Source organism: Chitinophagaceae bacterium C216 (genome assembly GCA_028485475.2).
GTDB classification, from domain to species: Bacteria; Bacteroidota; Bacteroidia; order Chitinophagales; family Chitinophagaceae; genus Niabella; species Niabella composti.
Window position 1 is genome coordinate 41,160 of record CP144143.1, and the last position, 20,875, is coordinate 62,034.

Below are 20,875 nucleotides of genomic sequence, written 5' to 3' on the forward strand. Positions count from 1 at the left end.
CTTGAAAAATTGGCATCACAATCAACCGCCTGTCATTACCTGGCTAGCCAGATCACTGAACGACTCCGGTGAAAACGCATCAAAGAACTCTTTATATTTTACTTTATCCCAGATTTCCATTTTATTGCCGGCAGGCACCAGCACGATGTCTTTTTGGATACCCGCATATTCCTTCAGTGTAGCAGGCAATAATATTCTTCCGGCACTATCCGGCTCTACTAGCGTAGCACCATTTAAGAAATACCGCTTAAACTGCCTTACCTTCGGATCAAAATCATTTAAAGCATTAATTTTTTCAGCAATGGGCTCCCAGGAACTTATTGGATACAGACTTAAACATTTTTCAAACCCTCTATTTATGACAAAACGCTCGGTATCCCCCTCTACCAGCTGTTTTTTAAAACCAGCCGGTAAAAGGAAGCGGCCTTTCGCATCCACTGTAGCCTCAAATTCTCCTAGGAAACCGGTCATAAATAGATTTTATAGTATTAATACTACTAATTTAACACAAAATAACACTTTTTCCCACTTATTGACCAAATTTTACCCTTTTTGATTTATCCACAAATGAAAACCCGCTCAAAGCCTTATAGGACAAGGACTTTACAGCATCCATAAGAATTATCTTAAAAATGAATGTTAATATACTGTGGATTACTGTGCACAAAAGGTGTATTACTATTATTTCCTGTGAATAAAACAGGAAAAAATGTGATATCCTGTGCAAAAACCCAGAAATTTGTCGCATTTATTGTGAGTATATAAAAACTGCCGTTACCTAAATATTTCTACATGCATCCCAAGTTGCTCTCCATAAAAGATTTTACCTATAATCTACCCGAGGAGAAAATAGCGTTTCACCCATTGGCTCATAGAGACGAATCTAAGCTATTGATTTACAGAGATGGAAATATCCAAGAAAGTACCTATAAAAACATTGCGGAGCAAATCCCTTCTGGCTCACTAATGATTTTTAATAATACCAAAGTTGTGGAAGCGCGGCTGCTATTTCAAAAGCCGACAGGGGGTGTCATCGAAATCTTTTGTTTGGAACCGCACGAAAGCTACCCCGATATCACCACAGCTATGAATCAGGTAGGGAAAGTGCAATGGTTGTGTCTTATTGGCGGTGCATCGAAGTGGAAGCCGGGAATGATTTTATCCCTCCCCTTACAGATAGGTGGTAAAAATTTCCTTCTCGAAGCTTCATATATTGAAAAACGTACCGACTGCTTTGTAATTGAGCTAAGATGGGATTGTCCGGTTAGTTTTGCTGAGGTATTACACTACGCTGGTCATGTTCCACTGCCCCCTTATATCAAGAGAGCCGATGAACGAGCCGATAAAACCCGCTATCAGACCGTTTTTGCACAACATGAGGGTTCCGTAGCAGCGCCCACCGCGGGACTGCATTTTACTGAGAACATACTAAACCATTTGGCAGATAGAAACATACAAACGGACTTTGTCACCCTGCATGTAGGTGTCGGTACTTTCAAACCGGTAAAAGCCGATATCATGGAAAACCATGAAATGCATTATGAATGGATTGAAGTGAAGCAATCGCTGATCTCAAGCTTAATGCAGCATCGGGAGGCGCCTATAGTAGCCGTAGGGACCACTTCCATGCGTACATTGGAAAGTCTCTATTGGCTAGGAACAAAGCTGCTTCACCATCCCAATATATTCGATAATCAGCTACCGATACTAACACAGTGGGAGTGTTACGAAATACAGCATCAGCCCACACTTGGGGAGGCATTGGAAGCACTATTACACTATATGCAAAAAAACAATCGTGACCGGCTGCTTGCTAAAACACAAATCATCATTGCTCCAGGGTATAATTTTAAAGTAGTGGAAGGATTGGTTACCAATTTTCACCAGCCGGCTTCTACATTATTATTATTAGTGGCTGCTTTTATCGGCAATGACTGGAAGAAAGTATATGACTATGCCTTGCAACACAACTTCCGTTTTTTAAGTTATGGCGACGGAAATCTATTGTGGCGTTATAAAAATAATTAAGAATGCCAAAAACTTTCACTCAAAGAAAAAACCCTCATGAAGAAACACTCCATGAGGGTTAAATTTTATATGGAACCAATCCAGATTCCACACCCAAAACCTTAAAAACTTTCCTAGTTCAGCAGCGACTCAATTTTCTTTACAAAATTGCTCTTAGGTTGAGCCCCTACCAGTTTATCCACTACCTGTCCGTTTTTGATAAACAAAATAGCAGGAATAGAGGTAATACCGTAATTCATCGAAACCTGCGGATTCACATCCACATTTACTTTTCCGATGTTCACTTTGCCTTCGTATTCTTTTGCAAGCTCTTCAATAACAGGACCAATAGCGCGGCAAGGACCACACCACTCGGCCCAGAAGTCTACCACTGTCAGTTTATCTGAGTCCAGTACCTCTGTCTGGAAGTTAGCATCTGTAAATTCTTTTGCCATTATTAAGATAGTTTAAAGTTGATAATTCGTTTTAAAAAACCCTGTCAAAGTTAAGTGCACAAAAGAATAACAGCAAATGCTCCAATTTGTTGTGAAGAAAATGTCAATTCCTCGCTTTCCACCTCTCGGTATTTAATGGGATACGGTCTGAAAAGACTCCGGTTGGTGCCGATATTTGAAAATCAGAGCAAAAAGCACTGCGATGGTCAATGCGTAAGCGCTGAAGATGAACCATACCGAAGGCCAGTCGGTTACACCATCTATTGTATAATGTTGCACCATCCAACCACTGCCGTAGCTACCTATCATGGCGCCTATTCCATTAGTCATCATCATAAATAGTCCCTGTGCGCTTCCCCTAATATTAGATGGTGCTTCTTTTTCGATAAACAAAGAACCGGAGATATTGAAAAAGTCAAAAGCCATTCCATAAACTATCATAGACAAAATCAGGAATATCAGTCCGCTACCTGGATTACCGATGCCGAAAAGCCCGAAACGCAGACACCAAGCCACCATACTCATCAACATCACCGTTTTAATACCATAGCGTCTTAAGAAAAAAGGAATGGTTACAATAAACACGGTTTCGGATATTTGAGAGATGGATACCAAGATATTTGGGTATTTCACCCCAATCGTATCCGCATATGCGGGGTCAGATTTAAAATGGTCGATAAAAGGCACGCCCCACTGATTGGTGATTTGCAGAGCTGCACCTAGGAACATAGAGAAAATAAAGAAAATGGCCATTTTGGTAATCCCGAACAATTTGAGGGCATCCAACCCGAAAGCCTCGGCCAGTGAAGAAGACTTGGTATTAGCCGGCTTACAATATGGGAGTGTAAAACAATAAAGCCCTGTAATAATCGAACTGCCGCAGGCAAAAAGTAGCTGTCCTTTGGTCAGTGTCAGATGAAATAAATCGGTTAGCCACATAGCCGCAATAAATCCTATGGTTCCCCACACTCTTATGGGAGGAAAATCTTTTTGCGGTTCCATTCCATGGCTCTTCAGCACATAGTAAGACACCGTATTATTCAGCGAAATGGTAGGCATATAAGCTGCACACACCAATAACATAGCCCAGAACATGGTGGTGGGTGTAGTTACGGTAGAAGCATAATATAATGCTGCTGCCCCCACCAGATGCATAATACCCAGCAGTCTTTCGGCATTGATCCATTTATCACTTACAATTCCTAGCAGAGGTGGCATGAAAATAGAAGCAATACCTAGGGTCAGAAACACCGTACCAATCTCCTCCCCCTGAAAATGCAAAGTAGCATACATGTAACCTCCGATAGAAGTAAGATAGGCTCCCCAGATAAAAAACTGAAGGAAGTTAATGATAGTCAATCTAAACTTAATGGACATACGGATGATTTTACTTATTTAGTACAACCAGTGTGGATATGAAGTACGTCATTGCCCCCTCGCATCTGGCAGTACAATAATATAGCAGCCCAACGAATCTAAATAAAAATTGTGAACAAACTAATATATTTCAACGTGAATATAAATTTTTAAAACATACCTCACCAGAAGAGTATCTGCTCAATTCAGCTCCAGGTAAGGATCTCCGAGGAAATATGAGTTCAATCATGAAATTTTAAACCTATAAACTTATCATCCGTTATATCTTTGTAGCATTAATTGATTCTAATGAGTATACAAACCTTACCCGTCGCCGATAGTCAGTTACAGAAAATAGCAGACAAAGTATATAACGGACAAAGAATTAGTGATGAAGAAGGACTTTATCTGTTCGAGCACGGTAGCTTAGCTTTTGTAGGAGCACTGGCCAATTATATCAGAGAACAAAAGCATGGCAATATCACCTATTTTAATAGAAACTTCCATATTGAGCCTACTAATGCTTGTGTATATTCCTGTCATTTCTGTAGCTATAGCCGTTTGTATGCACACCGCGATGAGGCTTGGGAGCTGTCGCTGGAGCAAATGATGGACATTGTTCGCAAATACGACAACGAACCGGTGACGGAAGTACATATCGTAGGTGGCGTGCACCCTAAAATGAATTTGGAGTTTTTTGCTGAATTACTAAGAAAAATCAAGGCGCACCGTCCGGACCTGCATATTAAAGGGTTTACCGCTGTAGAGCTGGATTATATGTTCCGCAAGGCTAAAAAAACAGTTCGAGAAGGATTGGAATATCTTAAAGAAGCAGGACTGGAAAGCCTGCCGGGTGGTGGAGCTGAGATTTTTGCTCCGGAAATCCGCAAACAGATTTGTGCCGATAAGGTAGATGGTCAAGGCTGGCTACATATTCATCAAACAGCACACGAACTGGGTATGCAAACCAATGCCACTATGCTGTTTGGTCATATCGAAAAATTTGAACACCGTATCGATCACATGCGTCAGCTGCGCGAATTACAAGATAAAACCGGCGGCTTTAATACGTTCATCCCGCTAAAATTCCGCAATAAGGACAACGACATGAGCCATGTACCCGAAACCTCTCTGATTGAAGATATGAGGATGTATGCCATTGCTCGTATTTATTTGGACAACTTCCCGCATATCAAGGCCTACTGGCCCATGTTGGGACGTCAAAATGCTCAATTGTCACTCTCCTTCGGTGTAAATGATATCGATGGAACTATCGATGACACTACTAAGATTTACTCTATGGCGGGCGCCGAAGAACAAAATCCTTCCATGACCACCGAGGAACTTGTAAATCTTATAAAACAAGCTAAAAGACGTCCGGTAGAACGTGGTACCCTTTACAACATTATCAAAGACTATGGTGAAGCCTCTGCCGTCGAAGTGAATATTGCATCCTTAAATTGACAAGAGTATTTCAAATTTGCCATTTAGCGGCATTTTTGTTATATTGCTAATACAAAAATGCCAGGCCATGAGTAAAGTATCCTCGATTCTTGCCAGAAAAGGTAGCGATATCATTTCCGTGCAAACCCATACTACCGTGTATGATGCCCTTAAAATAATGGCCGAAAAAAATATCGGTTCATTGGTAGTTATGGATGGAGAAAAATATGCCGGCATTCTTACCGAACGAGACTACTCCCGCAAAGTGATTCTGCAGGGTAAACATTCCGAAAACACAACAGTGGGGGAAATCATGTCTACAGATTTACCTACTGTAAGTCCCCATGACAGCGTAGAACGCTGCATGCAGCTCATGTCTGATAAAAATATTCGCTATCTACCCGTATTCGAAGGAGATAAATTATCGGGGGTTATTTCTATCAGCGATGTAGTTACTGAAACTATATTACAACAGAAAGAAACCATTCATCATCTGCAAAGCTACATCCACGGCTAGTGCAGCTTTTGAAGTGCGTCATTAATAATAGTACTCACTTCCGCTGCACGATTCAGTACTATCATATGAGTACCACCCTCGATAATATGTGTAGGATGTGACGTTTTTACCGGGAAAATTTGATCGTCGCTACCATGTATGTGAATGATATTTTCCGGAACATACTCGTTTTTCCAATGCAGCACCTGTTCTAGTGCCCATTTCACATAATTTATACGCATGTGACGTCGATAATGATTAGCCAGTTGCTGCTCCTGAGGCGCGAATGCACCTAATCGTTTATTAGCAAGTTTATATAATACTTCACTCTCACGCAAGCGATTTAAGGGAAGCACCCTGTTAAGTCGGAGTCGACCTGCCCAACGCCATATAAGTGGCAGTTCTTCTGTGGTTTTAATGCTGGAGATGAGTATTACCTGTTTTACTCTTCGGGTTCTGGCTATTTCCAATGCAACCATGCCCCCAAAGGACACGCCGATAATTACCGGCTCTTCCTCCTTAATATGTGCAGCCATGCGTTGTACATAAGCTGAATAAGTTTCGCCAGATAATGGATCCGGCCACTCAATACCTACGAGCTCCGCGTTATGCAGTGTAAGGTTTCGGAATATTCTGGTATCCGCCCCAAAACCCGGAATACAATATATTTTTCGCAATCCCCGATGCTCCACGATTATGTCACATTTATTGGAAATAAAATCCAAGAAATAATAGCCAGTCTACAACAAATCTAAAAAGAAAAAAGCGAAGGCATATTTCCTTCGCTTTCCCATATAAGTGAAAATAATTCTTATCAGCTTAAACCAAACATTCCTCTGTTGAGTTGTTGCAACAATTGGTTTTTGTATTCAGCAGCCACCAGTAGGGAAATGTTGTGGGGGCTTCCGCCATACGATACCATACGGATTGGAATATTTTTGATAGAACCGAAAAGCTTCTTGATAATTTCTTCGGTTTCGTTGATATTGTGCCCCACTACGCAAACGATCGTTTGATTTTCGTCCACCTCTACCGTACCCAACGCTTCCAATTCTTTCACGATATGTTTCAGATGCTCAGCATTATCAATGGTAAGGGACACTGCTACCTCCGAAGTCGTAATCATGTCTATAGGTGTTTTATATTTTTCAAACACCTCAAACACTTTTCTTAAAAATCCGTATGCTAACAACATACGACCACTTCTGATTTTAATGGCGTAGATATTATCCTTAGCTGCCACTGCCTTAACACCTGATGAAGCAGCCTCACCAGTTATCAATGTGCCTTTAGCATCGGGCTGCATGGTATTCAACAACTTTACCGGAATCTTGTATTGCTGGGCGGGCCATATGGATGCCGGGTGCAAAATTTTGGCTCCGAAATAGGCCAGCTCAGCTGCCTCATCAAAGCTTAGTTGCTCTATTGGAAAAGTTTTGTTTACTATACGCGGGTCGTTATTATGCATACCGTCTATATCGGTCCAAATTTCACATACCGATGCGTTAATAGCTGCAGCCACCAGCGATGCGGTATAGTCGCTACCACCGCGTTTGAGGTTATCCACCTCGCCTCTCGCATTTCTGCAGATATATCCCTGCGTTACGAGCACGCGTTTATCCTTATGTTGTTCCAGCAGATTCGATAACCTAGTGCGAATGCTACCCAATTGTGGTTCTTCATTCTCATCAATAGTCATAAACTCCAAAGCCGGCAACAACGCGTAAGACTCGCCGATTTCGTCCAGATAGCAGCAGAATATTTTGGTCGACAATAACTCTCCTTGCGCCAAGATATCTTTATTCAACGCTTCGCTGAAGGATATCTTTAAAATAATATGCAGGAAGTCGAAATGCTCTTCAACAATATTCTTTGCTTTCTCATAAGCCTTTTCATCAGTAAGCAGTTCCCTGATATAAGTTTTATAGTGCTCGTGTAAGGCGTTAATATTCTGCAATGCCGTATGTCTGTCATTTGCAGCTATATTATTGCCGATGGTAACAAGCGCATTAGTAGTACCGGACAAAGCGGAAAGTACCACCAGAGCGGGCTCCGACTGCTTATTCAAAAGCGATGCGATGTGTTTCATACGCTCGGGCTTGCCCACGCTTGTACCGCCAAACTTCATTACTTTCATGATCGTAAGATGTGGTTGTTTTGTGTTCCTAATTAAAATTGGCTTGCAAATATACGTTGCAATAGTTTATAAACATTGTAGAGAAATTAGGGCTGAAGTAGCCCTAAACAGTAGCCCGTCGGAAGACAAAAGGTGTACACACTGCTGTAATGCAGAATATTTTAAGCAGTGGACAATGATAGGTCAAAACGTTCGGCGAGCTGCTTGAGGTCCGTTACAACCGCATCCAACAAAGGAATGCCTTCTTTTTTTCTTAGCTCCTCCATTTCTCTTTCAGGATCTCCAGGAATGAGCACTTTTTCATGCCCCGGTAATGTACGCGCATTTCGGAAGCCGCTAATCCAGTCATCCATATCCCTTTTATATTCCTCTACCGAACGAAAAGCATCAATCCGCATCGCCCCAAAAAAATGACCTATCCCCTTACCGGGTTGACGCGCGGGCATCGGTACATAGGCCGGAAATGGGGGTACCCACGGTGCATAATTGGCGCCACTTAGTAAAGCTGAGAAAATATCTACCATGGCTCCCAATGCATAACCTTTATGACTGCCATGCTCCCTATCGCCGCCTAGAGGCAATAAAGCACCTCCTTTTTTGAGTATATTGGCGTCGGTGGTAGGGTTTCCTTCTGCATCCTGTACCCAACCTAAGGGAGCTTCCTGGTTTTTACGTTGCAAAATTTCAAGCTTACCATTGGCCGCAGTAGTGGTTGCCATATCCATTACAAACGGCGGTTGCGAACCTGCCGGAGCAGCTACACAGATAGGATTAGTACCTAACATTTTGGCTGTAGAAAAAGTAGGTGCCACCAGCGGACTGGCATTGGTCATCGAAATACCAATCATATCATGCTCCAACGCTTTCATGGCATGGGCCGCAGCTATGCCGTAGTGGTTACTATTTTGTACACTTACCCAGCCGGTACCTACTTCTTTTGCCTTTTGGATAGCAATATCCATAGCGACAGGCGCCACCACTAATCCTAAGCCACTGTCGCCGTCAACCACAGCAGTGGAAGGCGTTTCGTGGATCACTTTTATATCAGGTGTTGCATTAACTCTTTTTGCTTCCCACAACCGCACATACCCACTGAGACGAGCCACCCCATGCGAATCCACCCCCCGAAGGTCAGCCGATAGTAATACTTGCGTGGCAGACGTTGCCTGCTCTTCCGGGCAACCCATACTTTCAAAAACCTTACGTGTAAAATCGAACAGCCGCTCGTAGCTAAACAATTGCGTACTCATACCAACAAAGAAACAATAAAATGCTTAGAAATCTTTCTGGGTAAAATAATAGAATAGAAGCTCCCTTAGCAGGTTTATAAAAAATAATAAAAGGTGTAAACATAAGGTTAGCACGAGACATCGAGGTGCAATACAGGTGCCCTAGCACCTGAAATATCATAGGAACAACGGCTAAGGACAAACGAATGCAGTAAACAACTACATTATTAATGGATTATAAGCCATAAACCATGCCAAACTGCTCCATTTTAATAGCTTTTTATCAGAAATTTCATAAAAAAAGCCCCGCGAAGCGGAGCTCTATATAAAAAAACTACATTTTTAGAAAGGTAAATCGTCTACAGGTTCATCAAAATCATTAACCGAAGATGCGTTGGAAGAAGAAGTATTGGTAATATCAGAAGCTGAAGTACCCTCCGTTGGCGTAGTAGCTGGTGCCGTTGCAGCATCCCCTCTGCCACCGAGTAGTTGCAGTTCACGCACGCGCAAAATCAAGGCTGCACCTGCTGTACCGTCGTTTCTTGTAAAGCTTCTTACATCAGGCTGTCCTTCTACATATACCTGTTTACCCTTTGTTAGATATTGCGAAACGGTTGTTCTATCTGTCCACCATGCACACTCCACCCACGTAGTACGCTCCTGATTATTTCCTTGGCTGTCTCTGTACCTTTCAGTATGTGCTACGGTAAAATTGATGACATTTCTTCCGTTTACATTATTAACAAGGCAATCTCTTCCCAGATTACCAATAACTTGCATTTTAATCATAATACGCGATTTAAGTACTCCTAGAATTTGAACGGCAAGATAGCTTTTTTATTGCGGTTGTTTAAGTAAAAAAAGATAGTAGTTTTATAGGTTAACAAATACTATGATAAATATTAAAAATAAACAATATTTTATAATGAAAAATTATTTATTTTAATATTATCAACTTTCAAAAGGTTGCCAACAGAGCACCCCATTTCACAATACCTAAATTCAGTATCTTTGTCAATTAATTTTTTCAAAAATGAGCAAGAAAGGGAAAGTTTTGGTGGCAATGAGTGGGGGTATTGACAGTACCGTAGTGGCCCTTATGCTGCATCACGAAGGCTATGAAGTAGTAGGAATTACCATGAAAACATGGGATTATGCACAGAGTGGAGGCAGCAAAAAGGAAACCGGCTGCTGCAATGTCGATAGCTTTAATGATGCCCGGATGGCAGCTGTACAACATGGATTTCCGCATTTTATTTTAGATATACGGGAAGAGTTTGGAGACTTTGTAGTAAAGGATTTTGTGGATGAATATCTGGCGGGGCGTACGCCTAATCCCTGTGTGCTGTGCAACACACATATTAAATGGAGGGCACTTCTCAAACGTGCAGATGCTTTAGGATGCGATTATATAGCTACCGGTCACTATGCTAAAATACGTCAGCATGAAAATGGCCGTTATGTAATCAGTAAAGCAGTAGATCCTATCAAGGATCAAAGTTATGTACTGTGGGGGCTGGAACAGGATTTACTGAGTAGAACTCTATTGCCGCTGGGCCAATATCATAAAAGCGAAATCAGACAAATGGCCATCGACTACGGTTATCCAGATTTAGCCAAAAAGAGTGAGAGTTACGAAATCTGCTTTGTTCCTGATAACGACTATCGCGGTTTCTTGAAAAGACATGTAGAAGGCCTGGAAGAACGCGTTAACGGTGGCAACTTCGTAGATAAAAATGGTAATATTCTGGGTAAACATAAAGGCTATCCTTTTTATACTATAGGTCAGCGTAAGGGGCTAGATATTGCCTTAGGTAAACCAGCTTACGTAACCGCCATCGACCCGGATAGCAATACCATTACCCTCGGTGATGAAGAAGACCTGAACAAAAACGAAATCTTTGTTCATAAATTCAATCTGATAAAATACGATAGTATTACACCCGGCATGGAAGCTGTAACCAAAATTCGTTATAAGGACCCGGGCACCTTGGGTAATTTATATCCCGAAGGTGATTTACTAAAAATTCGTTTTTATCAGAACACTAAAGGTGTGGCACCAGGACAAAGTGCCGTGTTTTATGAAGGTGATGATGTAATAGGCGGAGGATTGATACATTCCGGAAGATTGTCGTAATATTACAACTGATTTGCGGTTTTAATCATTAACTAACTAACCTGCATAAAGTGTATTATTTCTTGAGAGCATTTCTGTACTTATTTACAGTATGTCTTTTCTTCGCTTCCTGCCGCGAGGAAAAGGAGTTTTTGCAAATGGACTCCATCGAGGATTTCTACCCCTTGCAAGTAGGCAAATCCATAACGTATCGGTTAGACTCTACCATTTTTGCTAGAAGCGGTACTGTAATCGAAGTGCACAAATATCAGGTTAAACACACTGTGATTCAGGAAACAGAAGACAATGGCCAAAAAGCATATCTGGTACAGAGACTCATTAACAATGAAAATGCAACCGGGCCCTGGGTGAATAACGGTACTTATCTAGTTATTCCATCTTCACGAAAAGTGGAAACGTTAGACAATAACCTTCGGGTTGTAAATCTACAGGCACCCCTGCGGCAAGATTTTTCATGGAAAGGTAATAGCCAGCTGCCTTTTGCACCCTATCAGCAGCTGTTTGAAATGAGTACCGGATATGACATGAATACTTGGGACTTTTATTATGCCAGTTTCGGCAATGAAGATATTCAAGGGCAGCATTATGAAAATGTATGGACGGTGGAACAGCGTGATGAAAGCCTGAATATTCCCCCTACACCTCAAACAAGTATTGGCTTTAAAGAACGCTCTGTAGAAAAATACGCCAAAGGAATCGGCCTAGTGTACAAAGACTTTCAACTCTACGAATATCAGGGAGCAGGAGGTTCTGATAATCCTGAAGCCCATTACATCGGCTTTGGCATTACAATGTGGATGATTCATCACAATTAACCCTACTGAGGTATTAGATAACTCACCCCTTCTAATGCCAAATCCGTATTCGGAAACACTTCACGCGTTTCGATTTCAAACTCTTTTAATGAATCGTATTTACTGCTGAAATGACCAATCAGCAGTTTTTTTACGCCTGCCAATTGAGCAATTCGCCCTGCCTGTTTGGTTGTAGAATGAAAGCGTTCTGTTGCCATCTGCGCTAGCGCATCGTGATACGTGGTTTCATGATAAATCATATCGGCTCCATGGATATGCTCTAATATTCGTTCATCATATCGGGTATCAGCACAGAAAGCATACACTCTGGGTTTTGGAGCAGGTGTTGTTAGTATTGCGTTTGCGATAATACTACCGTCATTAGCTTTGTAGTCCTCTCCCCTTTGTAGATTATCATAGAAACTGAGAGGAATATTATACTCCTTTACCTTTTCAATATTTAGACGGCGCAGATTGCGTACTTCTTTAAATACAAATCCGTAGCACTCGATGCGATGATCGGTACGAAAACAACGCACCTCTACATCTGGCAACTGTAATAAAGGTCCGGTTTCTTTTATGGTAATGAAGTTAAGCTCAAAACCCAGTTTGGTATCTGCAACCTGCAATTGCAGTTCGATAATTCGTTGTAGTGGGTCAGGTGCTACAATGGTAAGTGGCTGCTGACGACCTAAAAGTGCAAAAGAGGTAATTAAACCAATCAGCCCGAAATAATGATCCCCATGAAGATGTGAAATAAAAATATGTGAAATTCTGCTACGTCTGATTTTATATTTGATAAGCTGTATTTGAGTACCCTCGCCGCAATCAATCAGTATATTTCGATTGTTTAATGTCAATACCTGGCTGGTCGGATGCCTGTCAAAAGCCGGCACCGCAGAATTATTTCCCAGTATTGTAACACCAAACATGCTTTTCTATTTAAAGTTATTTGCAACCATTATTCCGAAAAGTCACTGTCTAATAGCTCTCTTTCGATTTCCTCCATATTTACGATGTCGCCGGCCTCGCTTACGGTGGGCGTAACATTTAAGAGCTCCAAAAGTTCACAATCTGCCAAAAATGCTTCCAATGCTTCGCCTAATGCACAGCATACAAATGAAGCATTATTTTCATAGAATTGTTGCTGAATGTGAATAAGTTGCTCCGCTATGGCCTTATCCATACGCTGCACCTGCTCCAGATTCAGCACCACATTTTTAATATTTTCCTGCAAAAAAGGTAACAAAATTTTATCTATTTGATCTGCCATTGTAGCAGAAAGCTCCGACACTATTGGCGTGATGACGTGAAATTTCTCTTTGGTATCTATTTTGACTTCCATAAATAACTATAAAAAAGGTTTACAAATTTGGAGCAAATGCAACTATCTTTAATATGCATTCTTTTAGCCGCAAAATGCGTCTAATAATTAACACGATTAAAGATTAGCATTACTGTTTACAAATTACGCAAACCAGTACCAAATATATTTGTTAATATTGTAATTGATCATTTTATCTACAAAATATGGATAATAATTTTTCACCCCAGGTAAAAGAAATTATTTCTTACAGCAGAGAAGAGGCGTTGAGGCTTGGGAATGATTTCATTGGCACAGAACACCTCCTGTTAGGTTTAATACGGGAAGGTGATAATACTGCTATCAAAATTCTGAAAGGGTTTAATATCGATATTGGTGAGCTTCGCAAAGAAATAGAACTGGCCATAAAAGATAAAACCGGTAAGAATATGGCTAATATTAATAGCCTGCCGCTTACCAAACAAGCCGAAAAGGTGATTCGGGTAACCGTGCTCGAAGCAAAAGCGCTGAAAAGTAACCAGGTGGAAACCGAACACCTCATGTTGTCGATATTAAAAAACAAGGAAAACATTGCTACTCAGATTCTGAATCAATACGATCTGGATTATGATGTTTTCCGTCAAGAACTGGATATTGTAAAATCCAACGATCCGCGAGCAGAATTTGGCGAAGAAGGTGAGGAAGAGTTCGAAGATGAAAAAAGATATTCGCAACAGTCCAGAAGCACCACATCTAAAAGTAATACCAAGAGTAAAACCCCGGTGCTGGACAACTTCGGACGTGATGTTACCAAACTCGCGGAGAGCGGACAACTGGATCCTATCGTAGGCCGTGAAAAGGAAATTGAAAGAGTTTCTCAAATATTAAGCCGACGTAAAAAGAACAACCCCATCCTTATAGGGGAGCCCGGTGTAGGTAAAACCGCCATCGTGGAAGGGCTTGCCTTACGCATCGTACAAAGAAAGGTAAGCCGAGTACTCTTCAACAAGAGAGTGATATCGTTGGATTTGGCTTCGCTAGTTGCAGGGACTAAATACCGTGGCCAATTTGAAGAAAGAATGAAGGCCATCATGAACGAGCTGGAAAAAAACCGCGATGTGATTCTGTTCATCGATGAGCTACACACCATCGTAGGGGCAGGCGGTGCGAGCGGTTCGCTGGATGCCAGCAATATCTTTAAACCTGCGTTAGCACGCGGAGAACTTCAATGCATTGGCGCATCCACACTGGACGAATATCGCATGTACATCGAAAAAGATGGTGCATTGGATCGTCGCTTCCAGAAAGTGATGGTAGATCCGCCTACCGTGGAAGAAACCATTCAGATACTTACGAATATTAAATCTAAATATGAAGACTTCCACAGTGTTACCTATACCGATGATGCTATTGAAGCATGCGTAAGACTCAGCGATCGTTACATCACTGACAGGCTACTGCCTGATAAAGCCATCGATGTAATGGATGAAGTAGGCGCGCGTGTGCATCTTAAAAACATCAACGTACCGGATAATATTCTTGCACTGGAAAAGAAAATAGAAGAAGTAAAAGAAGAAAAGAATAGAGTAGTCAAAAGTCAGAAATTTGAAGAAGCAGCTTCGCTTCGTGACACAGAGAAGAAACTGGCTGAAGAACTGGAACGCGCTAAATTACAGTGGGAGGAAGAAAGCAAACATAAACGCTATCCTATCACTGAGGAAGATATTGCCGAAGTGATCAACATCATGACCGGCATACCTGTACGCAAAATGGTGGAAGCCGAAACTGAGAAGCTTCGCAAGATGAGCGAAGATATGAAAGGAATGGTAGTGGGACAGGATGAGGCAATTGCCAAAGTGGTAAAAGCCATTCAAAGAAACCGTGTAGGTTTAAAAGATCCTAAGAAACCTATCGGAAGCTTTATTTTCCTCGGTCCCACCGGTGTGGGTAAAACCGAGTTGGCTCGCTCATTGGCCAAGTATTTATTCGACTCAGAAGATTCGCTGATTAGAATCGATATGAGCGAATACATGGAAAAATTTACCGTGAGCCGCTTGATTGGTGCTCCTCCCGGTTATGTAGGTTATGAAGAAGGTGGGCAACTTACCGAGAAAGTACGCCGCAAACCTTACAGTGTGATCTTGCTGGATGAGATCGAAAAAGCACACCCCGATATTTACAATATTCTATTGCAGGTGCTGGATGATGGTCAGCTTACCGATGGTTTAGGTAGAAAAGTAGACTTCAAGAATACCATCATTATCATGACCTCCAACATTGGTGTACGCCAGCTCAAAGATTTCGGTGCCGGTGTAGGATTTGCTACACAAGCTAGGCTGGCCAATGAAGAGAAAGAGCATAAGGCTGTAATTGAAAAAGCGTTGAAACGCACTTTCTCCCCAGAGTTCTTGAACCGGATTGATGATGTGGTTATCTTCAATAGCCTTACTCAGGAAGATATCTTCAAGATCATCGATATCTCTATGAAGGGCGTATTGAAGCGTGTGGAAAATCTAGGCTACAAACTGGAGCTGAGCGAAGAAACCAAAACCTTCCTGGCAGAAAAAGGGTACGACCAGCAATTTGGTGCAAGACCACTTCACAGAGCCATTCAGAAATACTTGGAAGATCCTTTGGCCGAGGAAATTCTGAATACGAATGTAAAGCCTGGAGATTTGCTAATAGTGGAATTGGATAAAGACAACGACAAGCTCACATTCTCCATAAAAGAAAATGCCAGCACACAAGAAGCATAAATACATCCACTCATAAAAAAACACCTCACATAGTAGTATGTGAGGTGTTTTTTTTATTCTACCCGCTCCTTTTGTTAAACTTTCCATAATAGATAAAAAGTAGCAATATATAATACGAATATCATCGTACTTTTAACCCGTCAATTTTCCCTAAAAAACAAAATGCACCTGCTATGCGATACTTCAAATTTTACAGAGCTTTGTTTGTGGTACTGCTGGCCACGTTCACCATTTTTACGCTGGCGTCCTGGACGATACCCATGATTCCTGGATTTTTTCAGAAATTTTTTGCTATCAGCGATACCATTCCCTCTCAAAGGGATAAAAAGATTGCAGAACTCAATGAAGCCATAACCCAACTGGAGAAGGCGGTTAGGGAGCTTAAACACCGAGATATCGCTTCTGAGGTATCAAGGACAATAGAAGGTATTAATCTGGATATCATTCATTGCAATGTCGAGAAGGCCGTAGTACAAGTAAAATCTGCCCTGAAAATAAAAGAAATACAACCCGTAAAAGATGAACTCAACAATGCATTATCGAAAATCAGCAAAGGACAAATTGAAGAACAAGTAAAAATGGCGACCATGCTCATTCAACCTCAGCTCGAAAAAAACCTGAAAGAAGCACAGGAAGAGCTAGAAAAAGCTAAAAAAGAATTGGAATCTGTTAGAGAGCATATACGTAATAAAAAAATGATAAGCTAGCAAACCATATACATATATAATTTAAAAAAAGAGGGGGCATTATTACCCCCTTCTTTTTAATTATCTAGAATCGTAAAGTAACTGTTTAATCTAAACCACCTCTTCTTGTAGGAGATACAGGTTTAGGCCATTCTCTGGGCTTTCCCGTAGACGGATCTATTGGTAAAACAATTTTTTCTCTTGATGATTTAGCGGGATCTTCACTTGCCGCATAAGCCAGTGCTGCTGTAAGAATAACATTATTGCGCAAATCATCAAAGACAATTTTATCGTATGTATCACGATTGGTATGCCAAGTGATGGTACCATAATCCCAGCTTAAAGAACTCAACGAAAATGCTGGAGCACCGGCCATAACAAATGAGGCAAAATCCGATCCGCCGGTTCCAGGATAGCCGGGAAAACTGGTTTCGATATGCTGCCTTACCTCACGAGGAACATATGTAAGCCATCTGCCCAGATATTCATAAGCGTGCAGAAAGCCTTGGCCTTGAAGACTTGTTACGCGACCGGTTCCATTATCCTGATTAAACACAGCCTGAATGTTGGCAACAATCTCGGGATGATCTTCCACAAAAGCACGAGAGCCATTAAGTCCCTGCTCTTCACTTCCCCACAATCCCACTAGAATAGTACGTTTAGGATTGGGATACACTTTCTTTAAGATACGAGCTGCTTCCATCATAGTAAGTGTACCGGTACCGTTATCGGTAGCTCCGGAAGCTCCATCCCATGAATCGAAATGGGCTGATAAAATCACATACTCATCAGGCTTTTCCACTCCTTTTATAGCCGCAATAATATTAAATGCCGGTGCCACAGGCAGATCTTTCGATTCTATCTTCATGCTTAGTTTAGGTTTTTTACCGGACTGAGTCAATCGGTATACCAAGCCGTAATCTTCCAGCGATAAGTTCACTGTAGGTATCTTTTTGGTATAAGCACCGAAAATTTTATCCGCTCCTACAGCTTTTGACCAGTTATTAGTAATAATACCTAGTGCACCGGCTTTTTCCAATGCTACAGGTAATGTGCGTGAAGTATGCCCTGTGTTTTGAATACGCTTCTGCCAGGCACGAGTGAGAGAATCTCTTTCTCTATTCATTTTATCGATAGACTCCTTAGTGCCATACTCTTCCCAATTTTTGTCGGGACGACCCGTAGGCTGCATCATGGAAATCATTACAAATTTACCCTTCACTTCAGGTAGCCACTTTTGAAACGCAAGCGAATCCTGAAAATAAGGTAAAATAATGGTTTCGGCAGTTATTGTTTTACCATTAGTTCCAGGGCTCCAAGCCAGCTGCATACCTTCGAGAGATTTCACACGAGGGTAAATCATGTCGATATGAGCGGGGCCACGCTGCCATCCACGCCATTCACCCCATTTTTCGCTATGAGCTTCTATGCCCCAGCTTTTAAACTTTTCAATAGCCCAGTCTCCAGCTTGTTGCATTTCAGGTGTACCCACGAGCCTAGGACCAATTCCATCGAGTAATTCATGAGCCAATTGCTCCAATTGAGAGTTTTCATTAGCTTCTTTTACGATAGCTTCTACGATTGGATACTTAATCTGGGAGGCTCCACCTCTGAACTGAGGAGCATTCCCCCGTTGAGCAACCGCTATTGTAAGCGAAAATGCTAGAGGGAAAACTAGTAATTTCTTGAATTTGCGCATAGGGTTTGTATTTAAATACTAAAATACGAAAGTGATTTATACAATCTGAAAAACGTATCTCATCAAATATTTTCAACCTTCACATAACAGTGTTGGTTAATCTAGTGTTAATGCAAATTTCTTGTGCTCAGCTTTTCATTGGGCGTAAAAATATTCCTCCTCGTCGAAAATCCTGCGGAACTCAACGAAAAAAAAAAAGCTGCACTCCCAGTTTGAAATAACTTCGTCCAGCTAAGTATTTTTAAACAAAACCGTAGTCGATTATGAAATTATTGAAAAAAACAATTGGCTGTGCAATAATTTTATTGCAATCTTTCTGCGCGTATTCGCAGATGACCTTCCCCTCTCCAGGGCCACAATATTGTCAGTCCACAGATCCTGTGTTACCAGCTATCACCGCACCCGATGGAGTAACAATAAGACCTTACTTACGTCTTGAGGCACCTTGCCTTGATACAGACCTAAGCACCATTTCATTAAACTCACCTGCAGAATTTAGGAAACCTACTTTCTGTTATAATAATGGTTACTTCACCTCAACATCAGGTTACCCATTAGCTATAGCACGTAATTCTACAGCCAATGGTGGCAATTGTGATGGCGGAAGATCAAATGTAGTAGCCGACTTTACAACTAGCCCTACCCGCCCTAAAGGTCTCTCATTTATCATTAACGATGTGGACAATCCTTACGACTCCATAGAGGTAAAGGTATATAGCAACGGATCCTTAGTTGATTTTGTCTTTGCCCTGGATGTGTATGACCCTGATACTAGTTTTGTGCAAACTACTGATCCTGCAGGAGATCCTGTAACTATAGCCAATTTTAATGGAGGCAGAAATGGTGTTTGGGGTGAATCCTATGGCTGGCAGGTACTAGCTCCTTCTTTGCGTGATGTAGACAACGAAAAAGGCACGATCATTTTCAGAGTTAACCCTAACGTGTATGTAGATAGTGTAGTAATGACACACATTATCAGAGGCATTCGTAGGGACATTAATGCTGCAGTATCTATTGGTGATTTTAAATGGTTAGACAATGTAACACTTCCTGTAGTATTTGGGACCATCAGTGCGGCTATTTCCGGCACTACCCTTCAAGTACACTGGCAAACACTATCGGAAAAAAACAATGACTACTTTGAAATACAGGTATCGGAAGATGGAAAAAACTTCAAAACCATCGGCACCGTAAAATCCAAAGCAGCTAACCACAACTCTGATATTCCTATCACCTATCAGTTTGCAACTACCGGTAACAGGTATACTTTCATCGGACTTGGCGTAATAGCCTTTCTGGGCGCATTGTTATTCGGCAGAAGAAACAAATGGATATTCGGAGTGCTATTGCTGACGCTTACCATCGCATCAGTAGCCTGCACAAGAAATGATCAAACTATCATTTCGAATAAGAAGAATGTTTTTGTACGCATTATACAAGTGGATATCGATGGCACGACCACTGCTTCAAAAGTGATAAAGGCAACAATACAGGATTAACTTTTTTAGACGTACTTTTTAAATAGACTTTTAGAGGAGAGAGTGAGAATTCCGGTCTTTTCAGATCAGGATTTTTCACTCTCTTTTTATGAGCCCTTAGCTCCAGAAAGTTTATTAAGATCATTCCACAGGTTACTGTACTTTTGATGTAAAATTCAGACTACAATGCAGTTGAACACTTACATAGATCACACCATTTTAAAACCCACTACTTTATTAAGCGATATTGAGCGAGTGTGTAACGAAGCCCGGCAATATCAGTTTGCCTCGGCATGCGTACCTCCACCATTCGTAAAGCAGACCAAAGCATTGCTGGAAGGCAGTACCGTAAAAACCTGTACAGTTATAGGATTCCCATTCGGTTATTCAACAATAACTGCCAAGAAAGCCGAGGTGTATCAAGCAATTGAAGACGGGGCTGATGAGTTGGACATCGTCATCAATCTAATTGCTTTGAAAAATAACGATTGGGTATATCTTCAAAAAGAAATCGAGGCACTGGCACCTATTATAAAAGAGAAAAACAAAGTCATCAAAATTATTATCGAAAGTGGAGTGCTTACAGACGAGGAGATTATTAAATGCTGCGAGCTGTATGGTGCTTCCGGCATTGACTATTTAAAAACCTCGACGGGCTATGCTGAGAAGGGAGCCAGCATACATGCTGTAACACTGTTTAAACAACATTTACCTGCCCAGGTTGGAATAAAAGCTAGTGGCGGTATAAGAGATTACAAATTTGCCAAGGAATTAATTGAAGCCGGGGCTACACGTTTGGGATGTAGTGCCAGTGTAGCCATTGTAGAAGGCGGTAAAGGTCAAGGGAGTTATTAATAACTCCCTTGTTTATATCTCTAATTTCACATAATAGATTCTCA

Annotated in this window: 19 protein-coding genes; 9 read left to right on the top strand and 10 right to left on the bottom strand. The window is 41.4% G+C overall.

Annotation, left to right across the window (positions count from 1 at the left end; translation table 11 throughout):
* Window positions 1–21 precede the first annotated feature (21 nt).
* The gene (gene mraZ / locus PIECOFPK_RS00180) at window positions 22–471 is read right to left on the bottom strand and encodes a division/cell wall cluster transcriptional repressor MraZ (RefSeq protein ID WP_330974937.1); all 450 of its coding nucleotides are present in this window, start codon (window positions 469–471) and stop codon (window positions 22–24) included.
* Window positions 472–792: 321 nt separating this feature from the next.
* On the opposite strand from mraZ, the gene PIECOFPK_RS00185 reads away from it, so the two are divergent.
* A complete protein-coding gene (locus PIECOFPK_RS00185; RefSeq protein ID WP_409966222.1) occupies window positions 793–2,028 on the top strand; it encodes an S-adenosylmethionine:tRNA ribosyltransferase-isomerase in 1,236 nt (411 codons plus the stop codon).
* 113 nt (window positions 2,029–2,141) lie between these two features.
* On the opposite strand, the gene trxA is transcribed toward PIECOFPK_RS00185, so the two are convergent.
* A complete protein-coding gene (trxA, locus tag PIECOFPK_RS00190; RefSeq protein WP_330974939.1) occupies window positions 2,142–2,462 on the bottom strand; it encodes a thioredoxin in 321 nt (106 codons plus the stop codon).
* A 132-nt stretch (window positions 2,463–2,594) separates the two neighbouring features.
* Window positions 2,595–3,839: a nucleoside permease gene (locus tag PIECOFPK_RS00195; protein ID WP_409966223.1), complete on the bottom strand. Its 1,245-nt coding sequence runs from the start codon at window positions 3,837–3,839 to the stop codon at window positions 2,595–2,597.
* A gap of 288 nt (window positions 3,840–4,127) precedes the next feature.
* Between PIECOFPK_RS00195 and mqnE the strand changes: the two genes are divergently transcribed.
* Together mqnE and PIECOFPK_RS00205 are read left to right on the top strand one after the other, a co-directional pair.
* Window positions 4,128–5,282 carry an aminofutalosine synthase MqnE gene (mqnE, locus tag PIECOFPK_RS00200; protein WP_409966224.1) on the top strand — a complete coding sequence of 385 codons (1,155 nt, stop codon included), beginning with the start codon at window positions 4,128–4,130 and terminating at the stop codon, window positions 5,280–5,282.
* Window positions 5,283–5,349: 67 nt separating this feature from the next.
* Window positions 5,350–5,778: a CBS domain-containing protein gene (locus tag PIECOFPK_RS00205; protein ID WP_330974942.1), complete on the top strand. Its 429-nt coding sequence runs from the start codon at window positions 5,350–5,352 to the stop codon at window positions 5,776–5,778.
* Here the strand turns inward: PIECOFPK_RS00205 and PIECOFPK_RS00210 are convergent.
* From PIECOFPK_RS00210 to PIECOFPK_RS00225, 4 genes are all read right to left on the bottom strand, one after another.
* Complete coding sequence (locus tag PIECOFPK_RS00210; protein WP_409966225.1) at window positions 5,775–6,434, bottom strand: alpha/beta fold hydrolase; 660 nt, start codon at window positions 6,432–6,434, stop codon at window positions 5,775–5,777. The two genes, PIECOFPK_RS00205 and PIECOFPK_RS00210, sit on opposite strands and share 4 nt — an antisense overlap.
* 137 nt (window positions 6,435–6,571) lie before the next feature.
* Window positions 6,572–7,894, bottom strand: a complete 1,323-nt coding sequence (locus PIECOFPK_RS00215; protein ID WP_409966226.1) for an aspartate kinase — start codon at window positions 7,892–7,894, stop codon at window positions 6,572–6,574.
* A 161-nt stretch (window positions 7,895–8,055) separates the two neighbouring features.
* Window positions 8,056–9,144, bottom strand: coding sequence for an Ldh family oxidoreductase (locus tag PIECOFPK_RS00220; protein WP_409966227.1), 1,089 nt, complete (start codon window positions 9,142–9,144; stop codon window positions 8,056–8,058).
* Window positions 9,145–9,465: 321 nt separating this feature from the next.
* Complete coding sequence (locus PIECOFPK_RS00225) at window positions 9,466–9,912, bottom strand: single-stranded DNA-binding protein (RefSeq protein ID WP_330974946.1); 447 nt, start codon at window positions 9,910–9,912, stop codon at window positions 9,466–9,468.
* 244 nt (window positions 9,913–10,156) lie between these two features.
* Here PIECOFPK_RS00225 and mnmA point away from each other — a divergent pair, with 244 nt between their 5' ends.
* A complete protein-coding gene (gene mnmA / locus PIECOFPK_RS00230; protein WP_409966228.1) occupies window positions 10,157–11,260 on the top strand; it encodes a tRNA 2-thiouridine(34) synthase MnmA in 1,104 nt (367 codons plus the stop codon).
* A gap of 62 nt (window positions 11,261–11,322) precedes the next feature.
* On the top strand, window positions 11,323–12,075 hold the full coding sequence (locus tag PIECOFPK_RS00235; RefSeq protein ID WP_330974948.1) for a hypothetical protein: 753 nt from the start codon (window positions 11,323–11,325) through the stop codon (window positions 12,073–12,075).
* A gap of 2 nt (window positions 12,076–12,077) precedes the next feature.
* On the opposite strand, the gene PIECOFPK_RS00240 is transcribed toward PIECOFPK_RS00235, so the two are convergent.
* Together PIECOFPK_RS00240 and PIECOFPK_RS00245 are read right to left on the bottom strand one after the other, a co-directional pair.
* A complete protein-coding gene (locus PIECOFPK_RS00240) occupies window positions 12,078–12,986 on the bottom strand; it encodes a ribonuclease Z (RefSeq protein WP_409966229.1) in 909 nt (302 codons plus the stop codon).
* Window positions 12,987–13,015: 29 nt separating this feature from the next.
* Window positions 13,016–13,399: an STAS domain-containing protein gene (locus tag PIECOFPK_RS00245; protein ID WP_409966230.1), complete on the bottom strand. Its 384-nt coding sequence runs from the start codon at window positions 13,397–13,399 to the stop codon at window positions 13,016–13,018.
* 185 nt (window positions 13,400–13,584) lie between these two features.
* Here PIECOFPK_RS00245 and PIECOFPK_RS00250 point away from each other — a divergent pair, with 185 nt between their 5' ends.
* Complete coding sequence (locus tag PIECOFPK_RS00250; RefSeq protein ID WP_409966231.1) at window positions 13,585–16,113, top strand: ATP-dependent Clp protease ATP-binding subunit; 2,529 nt, start codon at window positions 13,585–13,587, stop codon at window positions 16,111–16,113.
* Between the two features lie 173 nt (window positions 16,114–16,286).
* Window positions 16,287–16,820, top strand: coding sequence for a hypothetical protein (locus tag PIECOFPK_RS00255; protein ID WP_330974952.1), 534 nt, complete (start codon window positions 16,287–16,289; stop codon window positions 16,818–16,820).
* A gap of 85 nt (window positions 16,821–16,905) precedes the next feature.
* Here the strand turns inward: PIECOFPK_RS00255 and PIECOFPK_RS00260 are convergent, their stop codons facing one another.
* Entirely contained in the window at window positions 16,906–18,498 is a 1,593-nt protein-coding gene (locus tag PIECOFPK_RS00260) for a M20/M25/M40 family metallo-hydrolase (RefSeq protein WP_330974953.1), read from the bottom strand.
* Window positions 18,499–18,761: 263 nt separating this feature from the next.
* On the opposite strand from PIECOFPK_RS00260, the gene PIECOFPK_RS00265 reads away from it, so the two are divergent.
* Entirely contained in the window at window positions 18,762–19,997 is a 1,236-nt protein-coding gene (locus PIECOFPK_RS00265) for a hypothetical protein (protein WP_409966232.1), read from the top strand.
* A 165-nt stretch (window positions 19,998–20,162) separates the two neighbouring features.
* Window positions 20,163–20,831, top strand: a complete 669-nt coding sequence (gene deoC, locus PIECOFPK_RS00270) for a deoxyribose-phosphate aldolase (protein WP_330974955.1) — start codon at window positions 20,163–20,165, stop codon at window positions 20,829–20,831.
* The last annotated feature ends 44 nt before the right edge of the window (window positions 20,832–20,875 follow it).

Coding starts and splice junctions, on each gene's coding strand:
- mraZ (WP_330974937.1), bottom strand. CDS start 471: ATGACCGGTTTCCTAGGAGAATTTGAGGCTACAGTGGATGCGAAAGGC.
- PIECOFPK_RS00185 (WP_409966222.1), top strand. CDS start 793: ATGCATCCCAAGTTGCTCTCCATAAAAGATTTTACCTATAATCTACCC.
- trxA (WP_330974939.1), bottom strand. CDS start 2,462: ATGGCAAAAGAATTTACAGATGCTAACTTCCAGACAGAGGTACTGGAC.
- PIECOFPK_RS00195 (WP_409966223.1), bottom strand. CDS start 3,839: ATGTCCATTAAGTTTAGATTGACTATCATTAACTTCCTTCAGTTTTTT.
- mqnE (WP_409966224.1), top strand. CDS start 4,128: ATGAGTATACAAACCTTACCCGTCGCCGATAGTCAGTTACAGAAAATA.
- PIECOFPK_RS00205 (WP_330974942.1), top strand. CDS start 5,350: ATGAGTAAAGTATCCTCGATTCTTGCCAGAAAAGGTAGCGATATCATT.
- PIECOFPK_RS00215 (WP_409966226.1), bottom strand. CDS start 7,894: ATGAAAGTAATGAAGTTTGGCGGTACAAGCGTGGGCAAGCCCGAGCGT.
- PIECOFPK_RS00220 (WP_409966227.1), bottom strand. CDS start 9,144: ATGAGTACGCAATTGTTTAGCTACGAGCGGCTGTTCGATTTTACACGT.
- PIECOFPK_RS00225 (WP_330974946.1), bottom strand. CDS start 9,912: ATGATTAAAATGCAAGTTATTGGTAATCTGGGAAGAGATTGCCTTGTT.
- mnmA (WP_409966228.1), top strand. CDS start 10,157: ATGAGCAAGAAAGGGAAAGTTTTGGTGGCAATGAGTGGGGGTATTGAC.
- PIECOFPK_RS00240 (WP_409966229.1), bottom strand. CDS start 12,986: ATGTTTGGTGTTACAATACTGGGAAATAATTCTGCGGTGCCGGCTTTT.
- PIECOFPK_RS00245 (WP_409966230.1), bottom strand. CDS start 13,399: ATGGAAGTCAAAATAGATACCAAAGAGAAATTTCACGTCATCACGCCA.
- PIECOFPK_RS00250 (WP_409966231.1), top strand. CDS start 13,585: ATGGATAATAATTTTTCACCCCAGGTAAAAGAAATTATTTCTTACAGC.
- PIECOFPK_RS00255 (WP_330974952.1), top strand. CDS start 16,287: ATGCGATACTTCAAATTTTACAGAGCTTTGTTTGTGGTACTGCTGGCC.
- PIECOFPK_RS00260 (WP_330974953.1), bottom strand. CDS start 18,498: ATGCGCAAATTCAAGAAATTACTAGTTTTCCCTCTAGCATTTTCGCTT.
- PIECOFPK_RS00265 (WP_409966232.1), top strand. CDS start 18,762: ATGAAATTATTGAAAAAAACAATTGGCTGTGCAATAATTTTATTGCAA.
- deoC (WP_330974955.1), top strand. CDS start 20,163: ATGCAGTTGAACACTTACATAGATCACACCATTTTAAAACCCACTACT.